Consider the following 19,381-nt stretch of genomic DNA (forward strand, 5'->3'; position numbering starts at 1 on the left):
TCGTCGCCTGGACGGATGTAAAGCGTTTTTGCGAAACTCGACGCCCGCCCCCGGCGCGCAACCCAAGCGGAGGCTCACGAAACAAGATGGATTCAATGGATTTGGAAACGGACAAGGACAGGCTGTTCGTCACCGCGCTGGCGCGCGGACTGGAAGTGCTGGCGGCGTTTCGCCCCGGCGAACTGGCGCTGTCCAATCAGGAGCTGGCCAAACGCACCGGCCTGCCCAAATCAACAGTGTCGCGTTTGAGCTACACTCTGACCCGCCTGGGCTATCTGGCGCAGGACGAAGCCAGCGGCTACTACCGGCTGGGACTGGCGGTGCTGGCCTTGGGCTCCACGGTGCTCGCCAGCTACGACATCCGCCAGATCGCCGGGCCGCTGATGCGCGAGTTCGCGCTGGAGCAAGGCCTGTCCATCAGCCTGGCGCTGCGCGACGGCAGCGATATGGTGTATCTGGAAACCTGCCGCAGCCCGGCCCGCATCTCGGTGCAATTGACCGTGGGCTCGCGGGTGCCCTTGGCCACCACCGCCATCGGCCGCGCTTATTACGCCGGCTTGCCGGCGGCGGAGCAGCCCAAGCTGCAAGCGCTGCTGGCCGCGCGCTACGGCGCGGAGTGGCCGGAAATAGGCGCGCGCCTGGAGGAGGCCCGCCAGGCCTATCTGCGCCAGGGTTATTCAGCGTCTTTCGGAGAATACGAACCGGATGTGATGGCCGTGGGCGTGCACTTGGCCGTGCCCGGTCAGGCGCCGATGGCCTTGAACGCCAGCGGCCCGGCCTTCGCCTTGAGCGAAGGCGCGATGCGCGAACGCATCGCGCCGGCCTTGAAGGCCTTGCGTCAGCGGCTGGCGCCGCTGGGCTGAGCGCGCGGCTCCGTTCGCCGGGCTCAGGCGGACTGGATGTAATGGACCAGGTGGTTGATCACCTGCTCCTGCTCTTCGATGGTGGCGCGCACCAGGTCGCCGATCGACAACATGCCCATCACGTCGCTGCCTTCCAACACCGGCAGGTGGCGAATGCGCTTTTCCGTCATCAGGCCCATGCAGTCGTCCAGCGTCTGGCTGGGCGTCACGTAGACCACGCGGCTGGTCATGATGTCGCGCACCTTGGTGCCGGCCGAGGTGCGGCCCTGCAATACGATGCGCCGCGCGTAGTCTCGCTCAGAGAAGATGCCGACGATGCCGCCCTCCTCCATCACCAACACCGCGCCGATGTCGTTTTCCGCCATCACCTGCAAGGCCTGGAACACCGTGCTGTCCGGGTTCACGTAGACCAAGGCTCGGTTTGGCTTGCTGTCCAACAACTGTCTTACCGTTTGCATGCATGTCCCCTTTCAAACCGGCAATCCGGCCGTTCCCGTGGCCCCGCCCGCCGCTTGGCGACGCGGACGAGCGCCTACCAATCCACTATAGCGCAGGCTGCGGCGCCTCGGTAAGCGCGCGGCGCCCTGCCGGGGCGGAGCCTCGCCTCAAGCCCGGATCATGGTGCCGACGCCGGCGTCGGTCAGGATCTCCAGCAATAGCGCGTGCGGCACGCGGCCATCGATGATGTGCACCGCGTTGACGCCGTTGCGCGCCGCGTCCAAGGCCGAGCTGATCTTGGGCAGCATGCCGCCGTGTATGGTGCCGTCGGCGAACAAGCCGTCCACCTGCTGCGCCGACAGCCCGGTCAACAGCTTGCCGTTCTTGTCCAGCACGCCCGGAGTATTGGTCATCAGCACCAGTTTTTCCGCGCCCAGGGTCTCCGCCAGCTTGCCGGCCACCAGATCCGCGTTGATGTTGTAGGCCTCGCCGTCTTCGCCAACGCCTATCGGCGCCACCACCGGGATGAAGTCCTGACTGTCCAGCAAGGACACCAGCGCCGGATCGATGCTGGAGATTTCGCCCACCTGGCCGATGTCGATCTCATCGTCGGTCTCGGACTTCAAATACATCTTGCTGGCGCGAATGAAATGTCCGTCCTTGCCGGTCAGGCCCACGGCCTTGCCGCCGTGCTTGTTGATCAGAGACACGATTTCCTTGTTCACCAGGCCGCCCAGCACCATTTCCACCAGGTCCATGGTGTCCGAGTCGGTCACGCGCATGCCCTGGATGAACTCGCCCTGCTTGCCAACGCGGTTCAGCAGCTCATTGATCTGCGGTCCGCCGCCGTGCACCACCACCGGGTTGATGCCCACCAGCTTGAGCAACACCACGTCCTTGGCGAAGCCCTCTTTCAAAGCCGCGTCGGTCATCGCGTTGCCGCCGTACTTGATGACCAGGGTCTTGCCGGCGAAACGGCGGATATAGGGCAGGGCTTCGGCAAGAATCAGGGCTTTTTCTGCTGCGTCGGTCGGCACGGCGTTCTCCATGGTTGCGCCGGCCGTTGCCGGCCGGCGAGATGACGGTTCTGACCCAATGGTCTGATCTGTTGCATTTTAATCAAGCTTGTTAATGAACTGTGATTTATTAATTGCAGAACAACGGCATTATGCAATACAGTCCACATTATTAATGAACCAGAATTCAGCTATATCGCCATGGCCCAAGCCCCCGCCTCGCGCTGGCAGCGCAAAAAAGACGCCCGTCCCAGCGAAATCCTGGACGCCGCGCTGGCCCTGTTCGTAGAGAAAGGCTTCAGCGCCACCAAGATGGAAGACATCGCCCGCGCCGCCGGCGTGACCAAGGGCACGCCCTATCTGTACTTCCAGAACAAGGAAGAAATCTTCAAGGCCATGGTCCGCCACCATCTGTCCAGCCGTCTCGGCGCCTTTGTCGAACTGGAGCAGCAACACACCGGCCCGGTGGGCGAGCTGCTGCAGATTCTGCTGCTCAAATGGTGGGACGAAGTGGGCGCCACGCCCGCCGCCGGCCTGTGCAAGCTGGCCATCGCCGAAGCCACCAACTTTCCGGAGCTGGCGCGTTTCTACACCACGGAAGTGATCTCGCCCTGTCTGCGCATGGTCGAGCACATTCTGCGCCGCGGCATGGACAGCGGGGAATTCCGCGTCCTGCCCATCGCCAGCAGCAGCGACGCCCTGCTGGCGCCGCTGGTGATGGCGATGACCTGGGCCCACTCCTTCGCCAAGGTGGTGCCCGATGTCTGCGGCTACTCGCATCAATACTCCCGCGCGCACCTGAGCGAAGCCCTGCAGTTGGTGCTGCAGGGCCTGAAGAATCCCACCTACGAGAATTGACATGAAAACTGCCGCTCATTGCCTCTGGCTGGGCATCGCCAGCCTGACCCTCGCCGCCTGCAGCAAGCCGGAGGCGCCGCCGGAAGCGCCGCGCCCGGTCCGCTACGTGGTGGCCGGCGCCGCCGCCCAGCAGCAGGGCGACAGCTACGCCGGCGAAATCCGCGCCCGCCACGAGACCAATCTGGCCTTCCGCGTGGCCGGCAAGGTGGTGGCCAAGCTGGCCAATAGCGGCGACCGGGTGAAGAAAGGCCAGACGCTGGCGCGGCTGGACCCCAGCGACTACGCGCTGGACCTGTCGGCCAAACAAGCTCAACTGGCCGCCGCGCAGTCCGATCTCGGCCAGCAGGAGCTGAATCTGAAACGCTACCGCGAGCTGCTGGCCAAGCAGTTCGTCAGCCAGTCCCAGGTGGACGGCCAGCAAAACGCGGTCAACGCCGCCCGCGCCAAGGTGGACCAGGCCAGGGCCCAGCTGGCGGCCAGCCGCAATCAGACCGGCTACACCAGCCTGGTGGCGGACGCCGACGGCGTGCTGAGCCAGATGGCCGCCGAACCCGGCCTGGTGGTGGCCGCCGGCCAGCCGATGGCGCGTCTGTCCCAAGACGGCCCGCGCGAGGCCGCGATCCAGGTGCCGGAAAACGCGCTGGACAAGGTGCGCCGCGCCGGACAGTTCCAGGTGCGCTTGTGGAACGGCGGCGCGCCGATGACGGGCACGCTGCGCGAACTGGCGGCCGACGCCGACCCGGCCACCCGCACCTATCCGGCGCGCGTCGCCATCGGCGGCGATTCCAGCCGTCTGCAACTGGGGATGACCGCCAGCGTTGCGCTGCCGGACGCCGCCGACTCGCAGATGCGGCTGCCGCTGACCGCGCTGCTGGACGAGCAGGGCAAGCACTATGTCTGGCTGATCGCCGCCAACGGCAAAGTTGCCCGCCGCGCGGTGACGGTCAGCCGCGTCGACGCCGACTCCGCCACCTTGTCCCAGGGCGTGCAAGCGGGCGACAAGATCGTCACCGCCGGCATCCACCTGCTGCGCGACGGCCAGGCCGTGAAACTGTTGGAGCGCTGATACGGCCATGAAAAAACTGAACCTGTCGGAATGGGCGCTGCGCCACCAGTCGCTGGTGCGCTATTTGATGGTGATGCTGATGCTGGCCGGCGTCTGGGCTTACACCCAGCTGGGCCAGAAGGAAGACCCGGAATTCACCTTCAAGGCCATGCTGGTGCAAGCCTACTGGCCCGGCGCCGGCACGCTGGAAATGGAACAGCAGGTCACCAACAAGCTGGAGGAGAAGCTGCAGGAAATGGGCGAAATCGACTTCGTCCAAAGCTATACCAAGCCCGGCGAGAGCCTGTTGCTGATTTCGGTGCGCGAGGACGTGCCGCCCAAGAACGTGCAGCAGCTCTGGTATCAGGTACGCAAGAAGATAGGCGATATCCGCGCCACCCTGCCGGCCGACATCCAGGGGCCCTTCTTCAACGACGAGTTCGGCGACACCTTCGGCAATATCTACGCCTTCGCCGGCGACGGCTTCAGCTACGAGGAAGTGCGCCAATACCTGGAGGACGCCAAGCGCGAGATCCTGCGCGTGCCGGACGTGGCCAAGGTCAGCCTGCTTGGCGTGCAGGAGCAGCGCGTCTACGTGGACCTGTCCACCGCCAAGCTGGCTTCGCTGGGCCTGGACACCGGCGCGATCTGGAAAGCCTTGCAACAGCAAAACGCGATGACGCCGTCCGGCGTGTTCGAAACCGCCAGCGACCGCATCTGGGTCCGTCCCACCGGCAACTACGCCAGCGTGGAGGCCATCGCCGCCACCCCGGTCACCGTCAACGGCAAAACCTTCCGCCTCGGCGACATCGCCACGGTCAAACGCGGCTATATCGACCCGCCGCAAAATACCATGCGCTTCAACGGCAAGCCGGTGCTGGGCATGGCCATCACCATGAAGGCCGGCGGCGACGTGCTGCGCCTGGGCAAAAACCTGGACGAGGCCATGCGGCAGATCCAGTCCAAGATGCCGGTGGGTCTGGAGATCCACTCGGTGTCGGACCAACCCAAGGTGGTCAAGAACGCGGTGAGCGAATTCATGCGTTCTCTGGTGGAGGCGGTGGTCATCGTGCTGGCGGTCAGCTTCTTCAGCCTGGGCCTGCGCACCGGCATCGTGGTGGCGCTGTCCATCCCGCTGGTGCTGGCGATGACCTTTCTGGCGATGTATTTCTTCAACATCGACCTGCAACGCATCTCGCTGGGATCGCTGATCATCGCGCTGGGCCTGCTGGTGGACGACGCCATCATCGCGGTGGAAATGATGGCGCTGAAACTGGAGCAGGGCTGGAGCAAATTCCAAGCCGCCACCTTCGCCTACACCAGCACCGCCTTCCCGATGCTGACCGGCACCCTGATCACCGCCGCCACCTTCCTGCCGGTGGGCATCGCCAAGTCCAACGCCGGCGAATACGTATTCAGCCTGTTCGCCGTGGTGGGCATCGCGCTGGTGCTGTCCTGGATCGTCGCGGTGGTGTTCACCCCCTATCTGGGCTACAAGCTGCTGCCGGAAAACCTGCAACACCACGAGGCGCACGATGTCTACGACAAGCCGTTCTACCGGCGCTTCCGCCGGGTGGTGGAGTGGTGCCTGGAGCGGCGCAAGACCGTGATCGCGCTGACGCTGGCCGCCTTCGTCCTGTCCTTGCTCGCCTTCAAATTGCTGGTGGCCCAGCAATTCTTCCCCTCCTCCAACCGGCCCGAGCTGATGGTGGACATGTGGCTGCCGCGCGGCGCCAGCCATCAGGCCACGGAGCGCGAGGTGGAAAAACTGGAAGCGCTGCTCAAGCGCGACCCGGACATCGTCAGCGTCACCAGCTACGTGGGCAGCGGCAGTCCGCGCTTCTATCTGCCTCTGGATCAGCAGCTGCAGCATCTGAACTACGCGCAGCTGATGTTGATGACCCGCGACGAACATGTGCGCGAAGACGTGAAGAAACGGCTGGAAAAGCTGTTCGACAACGACTTCCCCAATGTCCGCGGCCGGGTGACCCGGCTGGAAAACGGCCCGCCGGTGGGCTACGCGGTGCAATTCCGGGTAATGGGCGAGGACCACGCCAAGGTGCGCGCCATCGCCGCCCAGGTGGAGGCGCTGATGCGCGCGCATCCGTCCACCCGCCAGGTCAACATCAATTGGGGCGAGCAGGTGAAGGCGCTGCGCATCCGCATCGATCAGGACAAGGCGCGCGCGCTCGGCCTGTCCTCGCAGCAATTGTCCCAACAATTGCAGATGCTGATTTCCGGCGCCGCCGTCACCAGCTTCCGCGAAGGCGACCAGGCCATCGCCATCGTCGCCCGGCTCAATCCGGACGAGCGCAAGAACGTCGCCGGCCTCGGCAATTTGATGATACAAACCGGCAGCGGCCGCTTCGTGCCGGTGTCGCAAATCGGACACATCGAATACCAGCCTGAGGAAAGCATCATCTGGCGGCGCAACCGCCTGCCCGCCATCACCGTGAGCGCGGACCCGGCGGAAGGCGCCCAGGGCGCGGACATCTCCCGGCAGTTGCAGCCCAAGATGCAAGAATTGGAGCGGACGCTGCCGCTGGGCTATCACATCGAAACCGGCGGCAGCATGGAGTCCAGCGCCAAATCGCAAAAAGCCATCGCCGCGGTGGCGCCGCTGATGCTGGTGGTGGTGGTGACCCTGCTGATGTTGCAGTTGCACAGCGTGCAGCGCACCATCATGGTGCTGCTGACCGCGCCGCTGGGCATGATAGGCGTGACGCTGACCCTGATCGCCTTCAGCGCGCCCTTCGGCTTCGTCGCCATGCTGGGGGTGATCGCGCTGTCCGGCATGATCATGCGCAACTCGGTTATCCTAGTCGATCAGATCGAGCACGATATTCGCGACGGCATCGATCCCTGGCATGCGATTGTCGGCTCCACAATTAGACGTTTTAGGCCTATCATGCTGACGGCATTGGCGGCGATCCTGGCGATGATCCCGCTGAGCCGCAGCACGTTCTGGGGACCGATGGCCGTGGCCATCATGGGCGGGCTGCTGGTGGCCACGGTGCTGACTCTGCTGTTCCTGCCGGCGCTGTACGCGCAATGGTTCAAGATACGGCGGCCTCAGGCCTGACGGCGCCTTGCCGCCACACACAAGCACACAAAACAAACCGAGCAAATAAACACCAATGAACAAGACCCGATTCCGCTCGCCCCTGCTGGGCAGCCTGTTGCTGCTGGGCTTCGCCCTGCCGGTCCACGCTTTCGACCTGGTGGAAGCCTGGCGCGCCGCCCGCGACTACAACGCCGACTTCGCCGCCGCGCGCTCCGACCTGGACGCCGGCCGCGAAAAAGCGCCGCAGGGCCGCGCGTTGCTGATGCCCCAGGTCGGCGCCACCGCCAATTACAATTACACCAATCCGATCGCGCCGGCCGGCCAGGGCCGTTACGACTCCACCACCTACGGCGTCAATCTGCAGCAGCCGCTGTTCGACGTGGGCAAATACACCGGCTACCAAAAAGGCAAACTGGCGACGCAGCAGGCGGAAACCAGCTTCAGCGCCGCCGAACAGCAGTTGATCCTGGACACCTCGCAGGCCTATTTCAACGTGCTGCTGGCCAAGGACACCCTGTCCGCCACCAGCGCCAGCAAGAAAACCTTCCAGCAACAACTGGAGCAGGCCAAGACCGCCTTCGAAGTGGGCACCGCCACCATCACCGACACACACGAGGCCCAGGCAGGCTACGACGGCGCGGTGGCCCAGGAAATCAAAGCGATCAACAGCCTGGAGCTGGCGGAAAACAATCTGCGCCGCGTCACCGGGCTGGACCCCAAGACCATCCAGCCGGTGCTGGACAAACTGCCGCTGGAACTGCCGACCCCGGCCACGCTGGAAGCCTGGATCGGGCTGGCCCTGCGCAACAGCCTGAGCATCAAGACCGCCGAGCAGGCGCTGGAGATCGCCGACAAGAACGTCACCGAGAAAAAGGGCGGCCACCTGCCGGTGATCAGCCTGACCGCCGGCTACAGCGACACCCAGACCCGCTCCCCGATGCAGCAGCCGCACACCCGCGGCAGCAGCATAGGCGTCGGCGTCACCCTGCCCCTGTTCGCCGGCGGCGGCATCAATTCGCAAGTGCGCGAGGCGGCGGCGCAGCAGGAGTCCGCCAAGGACAAGCTGGAAGCCACCCGCCGCCAAGTGCGCGAAGACGTGCGCCGCACCTTCCTCGGCGTCACCAACGGCGCGGCGCTGGTGCGGGCCCAGGAACAGCTGCTGATCTCGGCCAAGAGCAAGGTGGAATCCACCCGCCTGGGCAAGGAGGTCGGCATCCGCACCAATATCGATCTGCTGCAGGCCGAGCAGGCTTACTACTCGACGCTGACCAGCCTGGCCACCGCCAAGTACGAGTATCTGATCGCGCGGCTGTCCTTATCCCAGGCCGCCGGCCAGCTGGATAGCGAGGTGCTGGGCAAGGTCAACGCCGTCATCCGCCGTTAAATCCGCTTCTCCGCGGCCATGCCAACCGGCATGGCCGCCGCCTTCTTCCGCTGCTTTCCGCCCCTCTCCCTCCCCCGCTGACGTCCACGCAACAGGTGTTTAATTTTTTAAGGCATGTGTAGCTTTTTGCTAAACACGAACATAGAATGCCTGAGATGGTCAGACAGCAATAATGAAAGCAAAAAACCACGGAGCGGCAACCGGCGCCATGACAGACCGGCCCCGTTCCGACACCGATTCGCGGCGGCCCGTCCGATGCGGCGCCGACCGCACAACGTCGAGGAGAGAGCAGATGAGCAATAAGGATTTGATGCAACGCAAGGCCGACGCCACCCCGCGCGGCGTGGGCGTCATGTGCGGCTTCTTTGCCGAGCGCGCCAAGAATGCCGAAGTCTGGGATACCGACGGCAAACGCTACATCGACTTCGCCGGCGGCATCGGCGTCTTGAACACCGGCCATCTGCACGACAAGGTGCAGGCCGCGGTGGCGGAACAACTGTCCCGCTTCAGCCACACCTGCTATCAAGTCGTTCCCTACGAATCCTATATCCGCCTGACCGAACGGCTGAACCAGCTGACCCCGGGCCAGCACGCCAAGAAAACCGCGCTGTTCACCACCGGCGCCGAAGCGGTGGAAAACGCGGTGAAAGTGGCGCGCGCCGCCACTGGCCGCGCCGGCGTGATCGCCTTCGGCGGCGCCTTCCACGGCCGCACCCTGCTGGGCATGGCGCTGACCGGCAAGGTGGCGCCGTATAAAGTGGGCTTCGGCCCTTCCCCAGCGACGTCTATCACGCACCTTATCCCAACGCGCTGCACGGCGTGTCCGTGGAAGACTCCCTGCACGGTCTGGAAAAACTGTTCAAATACGATGTCGATCCCAAGCGCGTCGCCGCCATCATCTTCGAACCGGTGCAGGGCGAAGGCGGTTTCTACGCCGCGCCCAACGAATGGGTGGTGCAGCTGCGCAAGATCTGCGACGAACACGGCATCCTGCTGATCGCCGACGAGGTGCAGTCCGGCTTCGCCCGCACCGGCAAGCTGTTCGCGATGGAACACTACCCGGTGCAGGCCGATCTGATCACCATGGCCAAATCGCTGGCCGGCGGCTTCCCGCTGTCCGCGCTGACCGGCCGCGCCGAACTGATGGACGCTCCGGCGCCCGGCGGCCTGGGCGGCACCTATGCCGGCAACCCGCTGGCGGTGGCCGCGGCGCTGGCGGTGATCGACGTCATCGCGGAAGAAAAGCTGCTGGAGCGCGCCAACCGCCTGGGCGAGCTGCTGAAGGAAAAACTGCACGGCCTGAAGAGCGCGGTGCCGCAGATCGCCGAAGTCCGCGGACTGGGCGCGATGCTGGCGGTGGAGTTCAATCAGCCCGGCAGCCCGCAGCCTGATCCGGACTTCGCCAAGAAAGTGCAGACCAAGGCGCTGGAATCCGGCCTGATCCTGCTGACCTGCGGCGTCTACGCCAACGTGGTCCGTTTCCTGTTCCCGCTGACCATAGAAGACGCGGTGTTCGAAGAAGCCCTGGCCAAGCTGGAAGCCGCGCTCAAAGCTTAAGCGCCTGTTCAAAGTCCAAGGCCCGCGCCGCCCGGCGCGGGCCTTATCCGACATCTTCCGCGTTGGAGAGCCGCATGTTGAATTTGAAAGACCCCTCGCTGCTGAAACAGCAGTGCTATGTGAACGGCGCCTGGCTTGACGCCGACAACGGCGAAACCATCCCGGTGAGCAACCCGGCCACCGGCGAAATCATCGCCAGCGTGCCCAAGATGGGCAAGGCCGAAGCCGAGCGCGCCGTGGCCGGCGCGGCCGAGGCCTTCCTCGTCTGGAAGCGCAAGCCGGCGAAAGAACGCGCCGCCCTGCTGCGCCGCTGGTTCGATCTGGTGATGGCGAACCAGGACGATCTGGCCGTCATTCTCACCTGCGAACAGGGCAAGCCGCTCTCGGAAGCCAAGGGCGAAATCGCCTACGGCGCGTCCTATATCGAGTGGTACGCCGAAGAAGCCAAGCGCCTGTACGGCGACACCATCCCCTCTCCCGGCGCCGACAAACGCATCCTGGTCAACAAGGAGCCGATAGGCGTGACCGCCGCGATCACGCCGTGGAACTTCCCCAATGCGATGATCACGCGCAAAGCGGCCCCGGCGCTGGCCGCCGGCTGCCCGATGGTGGTGCGCCCGGCCAGCCAGACCCCGCTGTCCGCCTTGGCCCTGGCGGCGCTGGCCGAGCGCGCCGGCATTCCCGCCGGCGTGTTCTCGGTGCTGACCGGCGGCTCCAGCGAAATCGGCGCGGTGCTGACCGGCAGCGACACCGTGAAGAAATTCTCCTTCACCGGCTCCACCGAAGTGGGCCGCAAGCTGATCGCCCAATGCGCGGACACCGTCAAGAAAGTGTCGATGGAGCTGGGCGGCAACGCGCCCTTCATCGTCTTCGACGACGCCGACCTCGACGCCGCGGTGGAAGGCGCCATCATCTCCAAATACCGCAACGCCGGCCAGACCTGCGTCTGCGCCAACCGGCTGCTGGTGCAGGACGGCGTCTACGACGCCTTCGCCGAGAAGTTCGCCGCCGCGGTGGCCAAGCTCAAGGTGGGCAACGGCCTGGAGGCCGGCGTCACCCAGGGCCCGATGATAGACATGAACGCGGTGAGCAAAGTGGAAGAGCACATCGCCGACGCGCTGGCCAAGGGCGGCAAGCTGGTGGCCGGCGGCAAGCGCCACGCGCTGGGCCACAGCTTCTTCGAGCCGACCGTGATCACCGACGTCACGCCGCGGATGAAGGTGGCCAAGGAGGAAACCTTCGGCCCGCTGGCGCCGCTGTTCCGCTTCCACAGCGAGGCGGAAGCGATCCAGATGGCCAACGACACCGAGTTCGGCCTGGCCAGCTACTTCTACGCCCGCGACATCGGCCGCATCTTCCGCGTGTCCGAGGGTCTGGAATACGGCATGGTGGCGGTCAACACCGGCATCCTGTCCAACGAGGCCGCGCCCTTCGGCGGCGTCAAGCAATCCGGTCTGGGCCGCGAAGGCTCCAAGTACGGCATTGAGGACTATCTGGAAATCAAATACGTGCTGCTGGGCGGCATCGACCAGTAAAGCGCCGCGCCAATGCGAAACGGGCTGGAAATCCAGCCCGTTTTTTAGAACCTATTTACGATCTGCTGCGCGTCGTGGACGCGTTACACGGTGAGTACACCTTCGAAATGCTCATGTACCGTGTGTACATTCCGCTTTCTCAGCCGTTTTCGCCTTGTCTCGCCTTAGCTCGCGAGACCGTAAACAGATTCTTATGGCGAAGACAATGGCCTCAGTGGAACTTGGCCAAGGTCTCCGACAAGGGGATGCCGGCCTCTTTCAGGCATTCAGCCAGATCGCGCCAGGCCTCGTCGCGCTCAGGCGCCACGTCCGGCGTCACCAGCCACGGCGCGTGCGCGGCGGATTCCTCGCGACCGCGCAGGCGGAAGCCCACCTCATAGCCCTGCAATTCCGGCTGGTATTCCGCCACTGCCTCCAGTTCCTGCACCCCGCCGGCGCTCGCGGCCAGCAGCGCCGCGGTCACGCCCAGGCGTTTGCGGTTCCAGGCCCGCACGCCGGTCTGCACCGCCTCCCACCAAGGCAGCGGCGCGAACAGCTCGGCCTCGCCGTATTCCATCTCGGCCCCCACCGCCTGCTGCACCAGCGGCATCGCCGCGTCCAGCGCCTTGCGCGCCAGACGGCGCGCCTGCTCCGGCGGCAAAGCGCCGCGCTCCACCAGGAAGGGAATCCAGGCCAGCACCAATTGCGGCTCGTTGGTCTTGCGCGCCGCCTCGTAAGTGGCGCGCGAGGAGTCCGGGTCCAGCGGCGCGAAATCGCAGCCGGCGTCCATCACCGGCGCCAATTGCACCAAGTCCTGGCAGGCGCGCTCGTTCAGCATCTCCAGCGTGAACAAGGTGGGAGAAATCCACAATATCGACTGCTCCGGCACCTCCAGCGCGTCCGCCAGCGCCACCTCCAGCCGCTCCAGCTGCGGGAAATGCCACCACACCCCGCCCTGGGCGCGTGAAAACGCGAACGGCAAAGCCCACAGCTCGAACGACACCACCGCGCCGTCCTTGCGCATCACCTCGGGGAAGGCGATCGCGTCGCGCGCGCAATTCACCAGCAACTGCCTCGCGGCCGGCTGGGACAACAGCGCCAACTGCGATTCGGTGAACACCGCCTGATCGCCGGCCGCCAGCGCCATCTGCACCTCGCCCGCCAGCTGCGCCCGGTCCATAGGCTGATCCACCGCGCGCCGCGCCAGTTCCACCAATTGGTTCACCGCGCGGCCGCGCTCCGCCGGCGGCAGCGGCTCGGTGGGGCCGGCGCGCATCTCGCGCGGCACCGGGCCGGCGGCCTCGCGGTCAGCGTAGGCCTTGTGCAGGCGCTGATAAGCCTGCATCGCCTCATCGCAGATCGCCTGCAACTGGCCCACGGTCGGCATCTCGTCTTCATTGCTGAAGTTGAAGTCGAACAAGCGCAGGCGCAGATTGCAGACATAGACCGTCACATTGTCCGCCTCGTCGAACAGCATGGCGCTGACCAGGCCTTCCCGCTCGCGGCCGGGAAAGTCGGTGTCGTCGTCGCCAAGCAGGCGGCAGACAAAAGCCGGCGTTTCCGTGTGAATCAGGTACTCGGAACCTTCCAGGCCCTGATCGTCGACGGCATCACCAAAAATGAAGCGGTTGGGCAAGAACGGCTCGCCCTTGATGCGGGCATTACGCGGCAGGGATTTCATCTGGCAAGCAAATCTATTCAATAAATCAAACACTCATTGTACCTGCCTAGCGGGGCGGCTTGAAGTCCGCCGGCAAAATCAATCCCCGTCCCGCCATTGCGCCAGCGTCCGGCGCTGCCCGCCCGCCGCGTCGAAGTTGTCCGCGGACAGCCAGGCTTCGAAGCCTTGCCGCAAGGCCGGCCACTCCTGATCCAGGATGGAAAACCAGGCGGTGTCGCGATTGCGCCCCTTGTAGACCATGGCCTGCCGGAACACGCCTTCGAAGCGGAAGCCCAGCCGCTGCGCCGCTCGCTGCGAAGGCAGGTTCAGCGCGTCGCACTTCCACTCATAACGGCGATAGCCCAGCTCAAAGGCCTGGCGCATCAACAGATACATCGCTTCCGTCGCCGCCGGCCGACGCTGCAGCAAGGGCGAGAAATTCAGATGCCCGACTTCGATGCAGCCCATGGCCGGATCGATGCGCAGATAGGCGGCCACGCCTAGCCCCTCCCCGCTGACCGCGTCCACGATCGCGTAAAAATGCGGATCGCGCCGCCATTGCTGCTCGGCCAGCCAGCCGTAGTAGTCAGCGTAATCGGCAAACGGCCCGTAACTCAGATAAGTCCAGTTGCGCGCTTCCGCGTCCGCGCCCATCGCCGCGAACAAAGCGGGACCGTGCCGCTCCGCCTGCAACGGCTCCAGCCGGCAGAAGCGTCCCTGCAGATCCGTCTTAGGCGGCCAAGCCGCCTCGCGCCAGTCGGCCACCGGCCATCCCACCGCCTGCCCCAGAGCGTTGGCCTCGCCCGCCTGCGCCATACCCGTTTCCAACATCGCCTCCCCTTTCAGCATGCGCAGGACACGGCGACGCCGGCGCGCGCCGTGGTCGCGTAGCCATCGCGCACCCACCAATCCAGGCCGCCTTGCAGTTCGCGCACATTGAAGCCGAGACGCGCCAGCTTCAAAGCGCCCTTGGTCGACGCGTTGCAGCCTATGCCGTCGCAGAACGACACCAGGACCGCATCCTTGGGCAAATGCGCGGTGCTCGCCTCATCCATGGTCCGGTGCGGCACGGACACGGCGCCGGGCAGGGTTTCCTTGCGGAAGGCCTCTTCCGCGCGGGCGTCGATCAGGACCAATTTCTCCCCGGCTTGCAAGGCGCTCCAGACATCGGCCGCGTCCATCTCGTACGCCAGCTTGGCGGCGTAAAAATCCTGCTGACTCAACATTTTTTTCTCCTGCGGCTCTGGGAATGCTGTTAGCCTAAGCGACAAGTCATACCCCAAACAGTGCCACCATGCAAAATCTGAAGGAACCACTTTGTCCGCCGAGTGGTTGATCGATTTCCTGCGTCAGCGCTTGCAACGCCAGGGCGCGGAAAGTTTGGCGCGCCAGCTCTACCGTTTATTGCGCGAACTGATCCGCGCCGGTCAGCTGGCCGGCGGCGCGCCCTTGCCCGCCAGCCGCGCGCTGGCGGCGGAGCTGGCGCTGGGCCGCAACACCATTCTCAACGCCTACGAGCAACTGGCCGCCGAAGGCTATCTGGAAAGCCGCCACGGCTCCGGCACTTATGTCGCCGCCCTGTTCAGCCCCAGCGCCTCGCCGCCTCAGCGCGCTCCGCAACACCCGGGGCTGTCTCAGCGCGGCCAACGCGTCTCCGGGCAGTGCTCGCTGCCCACCGGGCTGGCCGGCGCCTTCGCCCCCGGCACGCCAGAACTGAAGCAATTCCCCCATGCCCAGTGGCAGCGTTGCCTGCAACAGCATATCCAGCGTCCGCAACTGGATCATCTGCATTATCGCCACGACGGCGGCCTGCCCGAGCTCAAGCGTTCCCTCAGCCAATACCTGTATCTATCCCGCTCGGTTCGCTGCCAGCCGGAGCAAATCGTCATCATCCAGGGTGCGCAACAAGGGCTGGAATTGCTCGCACGGCTATTGGCCGACCCCGGCGACGCCGCCTGGGTGGAGGACCCCGGCTATAGCGGCGCGCAAGCCGCGCTGCGCGCGTCGGAATTGGACATCGTCCCGATCCCGGTCGACGCTCAGGGCATGGCCCCGACGCCAGCGCATCAGGCCGCGCCGCCGCGCCTGATTTACATCACGCCGTCCCACCAATACCCGACCGGCGTCGTCATGTCGCTGGCGCGGCGGCTCGCGCTGCTGCAATTAGCCAAACAGCACGACAGCTGGATCATCGAGGACGACTACGACAGCGAATTCCGCTACGCCACCCACCCCATCGCCTCCCTGCAAGGCCTGGCCGACAGCGAACGCGTCATTTATCTCGGCACCTTCAGCAAAGTGATGTTTCCGGCGCTGGGCCTGGGCTATCTGATCCTGCCGGAAGAATTGGTGGAACCGTTCCGCCGCGTGCAGGCGCGCTTGTACCGGGAAGGCAATTATCAGGTGCAGGCGGCCTTGGCCGATTTCATCGAACAAGGCCATTTCGCCCGCCACATCAAACATATGCGCGAACTCTACCAACTGCGGCAACAACTGCTGCGCGGCACCCTGCAGCGCGCCTTGGGAGACGCGCTGCCGCTGTCCGCAGGCGAGGCCGGCCTGCACTTGGTCGCGCAACTGCCCGCCGGCTTCGACGAAGAGGAACTCAGCCAGGCCGCCGCCCGGCAGCAGCTGTGGCTGCGCCCGCTGGCCAAGCACTTCATCGGACGGCCGGACCGCAGCGGGCTGGTGCTGGGCTACGCAGGTGTGGAGGAACAAGAACTTCACGCCGCCGCGCTCAAGCTGGCGACGCTATTGGAAACGCGATGGAAATGAAACCGACTTTGCTGGTCAGCGCCTGCCTGCTGGGGCAGCCCGTGCGCTACGACGGCCAGGCCAAACCGCTGGCCGAACGGGACTGGGCGCGATTGCGCCGGGATTTCACCCTGATCTCCGCCTGTCCCGAATGCATGGGCGGGCTGCCCACGCCTAGGCCGGCGGCGGAACTGCGCGGCGGCGACGGCGCGGCCGCCTTGCGCGGCCAGGCCACCGTGGAAACCGCCGCAGGCGAAGACGTCAGCGCCGCCTTTCTGCGCGGCGCCCAGGCATGCCTGCGTCTGGCGCAAGCCCATGGCTGCCGACAAGCGCTGTTGAAAGCCAACAGCCCCTCCTGCGGCACGCGCCGCATCTACGACGGCGAGTTTTCCGGCACGCTCAAGGACGGGGAAGGCGTGGCCGCCAGCCTATTGCGGCAGGCCGGCATCGAGGTCTGTTCGGAGGAGGACATGGCGGAACGGTTGAGAGCGCCGGCGAGCTGAACGCCGCCGGCCCCCTATCGACGGCGCTTACAGAAACTCGAGGCGGCCGCCGCTCAAATGGTACATGGCGCCGGCGATCTTGATCCGGCCCTCCTTCTCCAGCTTGGCCAGCACATCGCTGCGCTTGCGGATCTGATCAATGGTATGCAGCACATTGCTGCGCGCCACCGCATCGACAAACTCCGCGTTCTTGCTGCTGCGCTCGCCCTCGTAGCGGGTCTGCGCAATCGCCGGGCGGATGCGCGCCAGCAAGCCGGTCAGATTGCCCAGCTCCACATGGTCTATCGCCCCTTGATCGCCCCACAGGCGGTATGCCCCATCACCAGCACCACCTTGGCGCCAGCAACCGCGCAGGCGAACTCCATGCTGCCCAGCAAGTCGTCATTCACCACATTGCCGGCCACCCGCGAATTGAAGGTATCGCCTATGCCGGCGTCCATCACGATTTCCGCCGGCGCGCGCGAGTCTATGCAGCTGAGCACCACCGCGGCGGGGTATTGCCCCTCGGCGCTGGAACGCTTTTGCGCCAGGTAATCGTGCTGCATCGGCTTGCCGGTGCGGAAACGTTCATTGCCCTTGGCCATCTCCGCCAGCACCTGCTCCGGCGTCATCGCGTCCCGCTGCGTCTTGCTCAAAGACGCCGCGTAAGCCACGCCGTTCACGCCCCCGTTGGCGCCGATGGCAAATAGCGCCGCCGCGCCCAGCGCGGTTTTCATCACCGTCCGCCGGCCGATGGTTTCGCCGCAATGGCCTTCCCGACACAGATGCTCGCTCATTCGCGTCCTTTCCTAGTGCAGTGGTATAAAGTTTTTTAATTTTATTCAGTAACTATTTATTTAGATGATCACCGTCGACTTAGTTCATCAAACCCGTAATTAAGACATGGGTATGGCGTTTGCCGCATCGGCACCCAACAACAAGCCAGGAAAAGAGAAGGAAAACGGAAGATAAGGAGAAGCGGCGGCTCCGTCCGGACGCAACAAAGCCTCCCTTTGGGGAGGCTTGCTTCTAGTTCCGTCCGGCAGCGCAATGCATAAAGCCCAGCTCGTGTGAGCTGGGCTTTGCAATGGGGCGTCTGGCGGTGTCCTACTTTCACATGGCGAATGCCACACTATCATCGGCGCTAAGGCGTTTCACGGTCCTGTTCGGGATGGGAAGGCGTGGGACCACCTCGCTATGGCCACCAGACATAAACTGGTACAAACTTGAAGAAGCCTAGGTCGATCCTGGATCAACCCACATATATTCGGTATTCAATTGTGTCGCACAACCACTATCTCGTCACTCGGTTTCCCAAGCCACTCAAATGATAGGATCAAGCCTCACGAGCAATTAGTATCGGTTAGCTTAACGCCTCACAGCGCTTCCACACCCGACCTATCAACGTCCTGGTCTCGAACGACTCTTCAGGAGGGTCAAGCCCTCAGGGAAGTCTCATCTTCAGGCGAGTTTCCCGCTTAGATGCTTTCAGCGGTTATCTCTTCCGCACTTAGCTACCCGGCAATGCGACTGGCGTCACAACCGGTACACCAGAGGTGCGTCCACTCCGGTCCTCTCGTACTAGGAGCAGCCCCCGTCAAACTTCCAACGCCCACTGCAGATAGGGACCAAACTGTCTCACGACGTTTTGAACCCAGCTCACGTACCACTTTAAATGGCGAACAGCCATACCCTTGGGACCGGCTACAGCCCCAGGATGTGATGAGCCGACATCGAGGTGCCAAACACCGCCGTCGATGTGAACTCTTGGGCGGTATCAGCCTGTTATCCCCGGAGTACCTTTTATCCGTTGAGCGATGGCCCTTCCATTCAGAACCACCGGATCACTATGTCCTGCTTTCGCACCTGCTCGACTTGTCGGTCTCGCAGTTAAGCTACCTTTTGCCATTGCACTATCAGCACGATTTCCGACCGTACCTAGGTAACCTTCGAACTCCTCCGTTACACTTTGGGAGGAGACCGCCCCAGTCAAACTGCCTACCATGCACTGTCCCCAATCCGGATCACGGACCAAGGTTAGAACCTCAAACACACCAGGGTGGTATTTCAAGGACGGCTCCATGAGAACTAGCGTTCCCACTTCATAGCCTCCCACCTATCCTACACAAGTCTGTTCAAAGTCCAATGCAAAGCTACAGTAAAGGTTCACGGGGTCTTTCCGTCTAGCAGCGGGGAGATTGCATCTTCACAAACACTTCAACTTCGCTGAGTCTCAGGAGGAGACAGTGTGGCCATCGTTACGCCATTCGTGCGGGTCGGAACTTACCCGACAAGGAATTTCGCTACCTTAGGACCGTTATAGTTACGGCCGCCGTTTACTGGGGCTTCGATCAAGAGCTTGCACCCCATCACTTAACCTTCCAGCACCGGGCAGGCGTCACACCGTATACGTCCACTTTCGTGTTGGCACAGTGCTGTGTTTTTGTTAAACAGTCGCAGCCACCGATTCTCTGCGACCTCTCAAAGCTCCTCCCGCAGGGGATTCACTCTAAGAGGCATACCTTCTCCCGAAGTTACGGTATCAATTTGCCGAGTTCCTTCTCCTGAGTTCTCTCAAGCGCCTTAGAATTCTCATCCTGCCCACCTGTGTCGGTTTGCGGTACGGTTCTTATGCAGCTGAAGCTTAGTGGCTTTTCCTGGAAGCGTGGTATCAGTCACTTCAGGTCCGTAGACCCTCGTCATCACGTCTCGGCCTTAAGGGAAGGCGGATTTGCCTACCTCCCCA

The 19,381-nt window shown here is 64.0% G+C and carries 15 protein-coding genes, 2 rRNA genes and 1 pseudogene (1 of these 18 only partly in view); 9 read left to right on the forward strand and 9 right to left on the reverse strand.

Annotation, left to right across the window (positions count from 1 at the left end; genetic code table 11):
* The first annotated feature begins 95 nt into the window (after positions 1–95).
* On the forward strand, positions 96–863 hold the full coding sequence (locus HQN78_RS14760; protein ID WP_235084603.1) for an IclR family transcriptional regulator: 768 nt from the start codon (positions 96–98) through the stop codon (positions 861–863).
* Between the two features lie 23 nt (positions 864–886).
* On the opposite strand, the gene HQN78_RS14765 is transcribed toward HQN78_RS14760, so the two are convergent.
* Complete coding sequence (locus HQN78_RS14765) at positions 887–1,321, reverse strand: CBS domain-containing protein (RefSeq protein ID WP_048414414.1); 435 nt, start codon at positions 1,319–1,321, stop codon at positions 887–889.
* Positions 1,322–1,468: 147 nt separating this feature from the next.
* Positions 1,469–2,338 (reverse strand): acetylglutamate kinase, encoded by an 870-nt coding sequence (gene argB, locus HQN78_RS14770; RefSeq protein WP_370646552.1) that lies wholly within the window; start codon positions 2,336–2,338, stop codon positions 1,469–1,471.
* A 180-nt stretch (positions 2,339–2,518) separates the two neighbouring features.
* On the opposite strand from argB, the gene HQN78_RS14775 reads away from it, so the two are divergent.
* The 6 genes and pseudogenes from HQN78_RS14775 to gabD all read left to right on the forward strand — a co-directional run bounded on the left by HQN78_RS14775 (position 2,519) and on the right by gabD (position 11,760).
* On the forward strand, positions 2,519–3,175 hold the full coding sequence (locus HQN78_RS14775; RefSeq protein ID WP_107798049.1) for a TetR/AcrR family transcriptional regulator: 657 nt from the start codon (positions 2,519–2,521) through the stop codon (positions 3,173–3,175).
* Between the two features lies 1 nt (position 3,176).
* Positions 3,177–4,241: an efflux RND transporter periplasmic adaptor subunit gene (locus tag HQN78_RS14780; RefSeq protein ID WP_235084605.1), complete on the forward strand. Its 1,065-nt coding sequence runs from the start codon at positions 3,177–3,179 to the stop codon at positions 4,239–4,241.
* A gap of 7 nt (positions 4,242–4,248) precedes the next feature.
* The gene (locus tag HQN78_RS14785) at positions 4,249–7,302 is read left to right on the forward strand and encodes an efflux RND transporter permease subunit (RefSeq protein WP_235084609.1); all 3,054 of its coding nucleotides are present in this window, start codon (positions 4,249–4,251) and stop codon (positions 7,300–7,302) included.
* A 55-nt stretch (positions 7,303–7,357) separates the two neighbouring features.
* Positions 7,358–8,668 carry a TolC family outer membrane protein gene (locus HQN78_RS14790; RefSeq protein WP_235084612.1) on the forward strand — a complete coding sequence of 437 codons (1,311 nt, stop codon included), beginning with the start codon at positions 7,358–7,360 and terminating at the stop codon, positions 8,666–8,668.
* 292 nt (positions 8,669–8,960) lie between these two features.
* Positions 8,961–10,225, forward strand: a pseudogene (gabT, locus tag HQN78_RS14795) (4-aminobutyrate--2-oxoglutarate transaminase).
* 74 nt (positions 10,226–10,299) lie between these two features.
* Positions 10,300–11,760, forward strand: coding sequence for an NADP-dependent succinate-semialdehyde dehydrogenase (gene gabD / locus HQN78_RS14800; protein ID WP_107798044.1), 1,461 nt, complete (start codon positions 10,300–10,302; stop codon positions 11,758–11,760).
* 211 nt (positions 11,761–11,971) lie between these two features.
* Here the strand turns inward: gabD and HQN78_RS14805 are convergent, their stop codons facing one another.
* The 3 genes from HQN78_RS14805 to HQN78_RS14815 all read right to left on the reverse strand — a co-directional run bounded on the left by HQN78_RS14805 (position 11,972) and on the right by HQN78_RS14815 (position 14,625).
* Positions 11,972–13,420 carry a hypothetical protein gene (locus tag HQN78_RS14805; protein ID WP_107798043.1) on the reverse strand — a complete coding sequence of 483 codons (1,449 nt, stop codon included), beginning with the start codon at positions 13,418–13,420 and terminating at the stop codon, positions 11,972–11,974.
* Positions 13,421–13,498: 78 nt separating this feature from the next.
* A complete protein-coding gene (locus HQN78_RS14810) occupies positions 13,499–14,230 on the reverse strand; it encodes a GNAT family N-acetyltransferase (RefSeq protein WP_235084614.1) in 732 nt (243 codons plus the stop codon).
* Positions 14,231–14,241: 11 nt separating this feature from the next.
* Entirely contained in the window at positions 14,242–14,625 is a 384-nt protein-coding gene (locus HQN78_RS14815) for a rhodanese-like domain-containing protein (protein ID WP_107798042.1), read from the reverse strand.
* Between the two features lie 91 nt (positions 14,626–14,716).
* On the opposite strand from HQN78_RS14815, the gene HQN78_RS14820 reads away from it, so the two are divergent.
* Positions 14,717–16,174, forward strand: a complete 1,458-nt coding sequence (locus HQN78_RS14820; RefSeq protein WP_235084617.1) for a PLP-dependent aminotransferase family protein — start codon at positions 14,717–14,719, stop codon at positions 16,172–16,174.
* Entirely contained in the window at positions 16,171–16,656 is a 486-nt protein-coding gene (locus HQN78_RS14825; protein WP_233246638.1) for a DUF523 domain-containing protein, read from the forward strand. The genes HQN78_RS14820 and HQN78_RS14825 overlap by 4 nt, the downstream gene beginning before the upstream one ends.
* Before the next feature lie 27 nt (positions 16,657–16,683).
* Here the strand turns inward: HQN78_RS14825 and HQN78_RS25570 are convergent, their stop codons facing one another.
* From HQN78_RS25570 to HQN78_RS14840, 4 genes are all read right to left on the reverse strand, one after another.
* The gene (locus HQN78_RS25570; RefSeq protein WP_255701154.1) at positions 16,684–16,932 is read right to left on the reverse strand and encodes a carbonic anhydrase; all 249 of its coding nucleotides are present in this window, start codon (positions 16,930–16,932) and stop codon (positions 16,684–16,686) included.
* A gap of 5 nt (positions 16,933–16,937) precedes the next feature.
* Complete coding sequence (locus tag HQN78_RS25575) at positions 16,938–17,432, reverse strand: carbonic anhydrase family protein (RefSeq protein WP_255701155.1); 495 nt, start codon at positions 17,430–17,432, stop codon at positions 16,938–16,940.
* A 297-nt stretch (positions 17,433–17,729) separates the two neighbouring features.
* Positions 17,730–17,844: ribosomal RNA gene (rrf, locus tag HQN78_RS14835) — 5S ribosomal RNA — on the reverse strand.
* A 123-nt stretch (positions 17,845–17,967) separates the two neighbouring features.
* Positions 17,968–19,381, reverse strand: a 23S ribosomal RNA gene (locus HQN78_RS14840); it runs 1,475 nt beyond the window's last position.

The sequence above is a fragment of the Chromobacterium sp. Beijing genome (assembly GCF_021496765.1).
GTDB lineage: Bacteria > Pseudomonadota > Gammaproteobacteria > Burkholderiales > Chromobacteriaceae > Chromobacterium.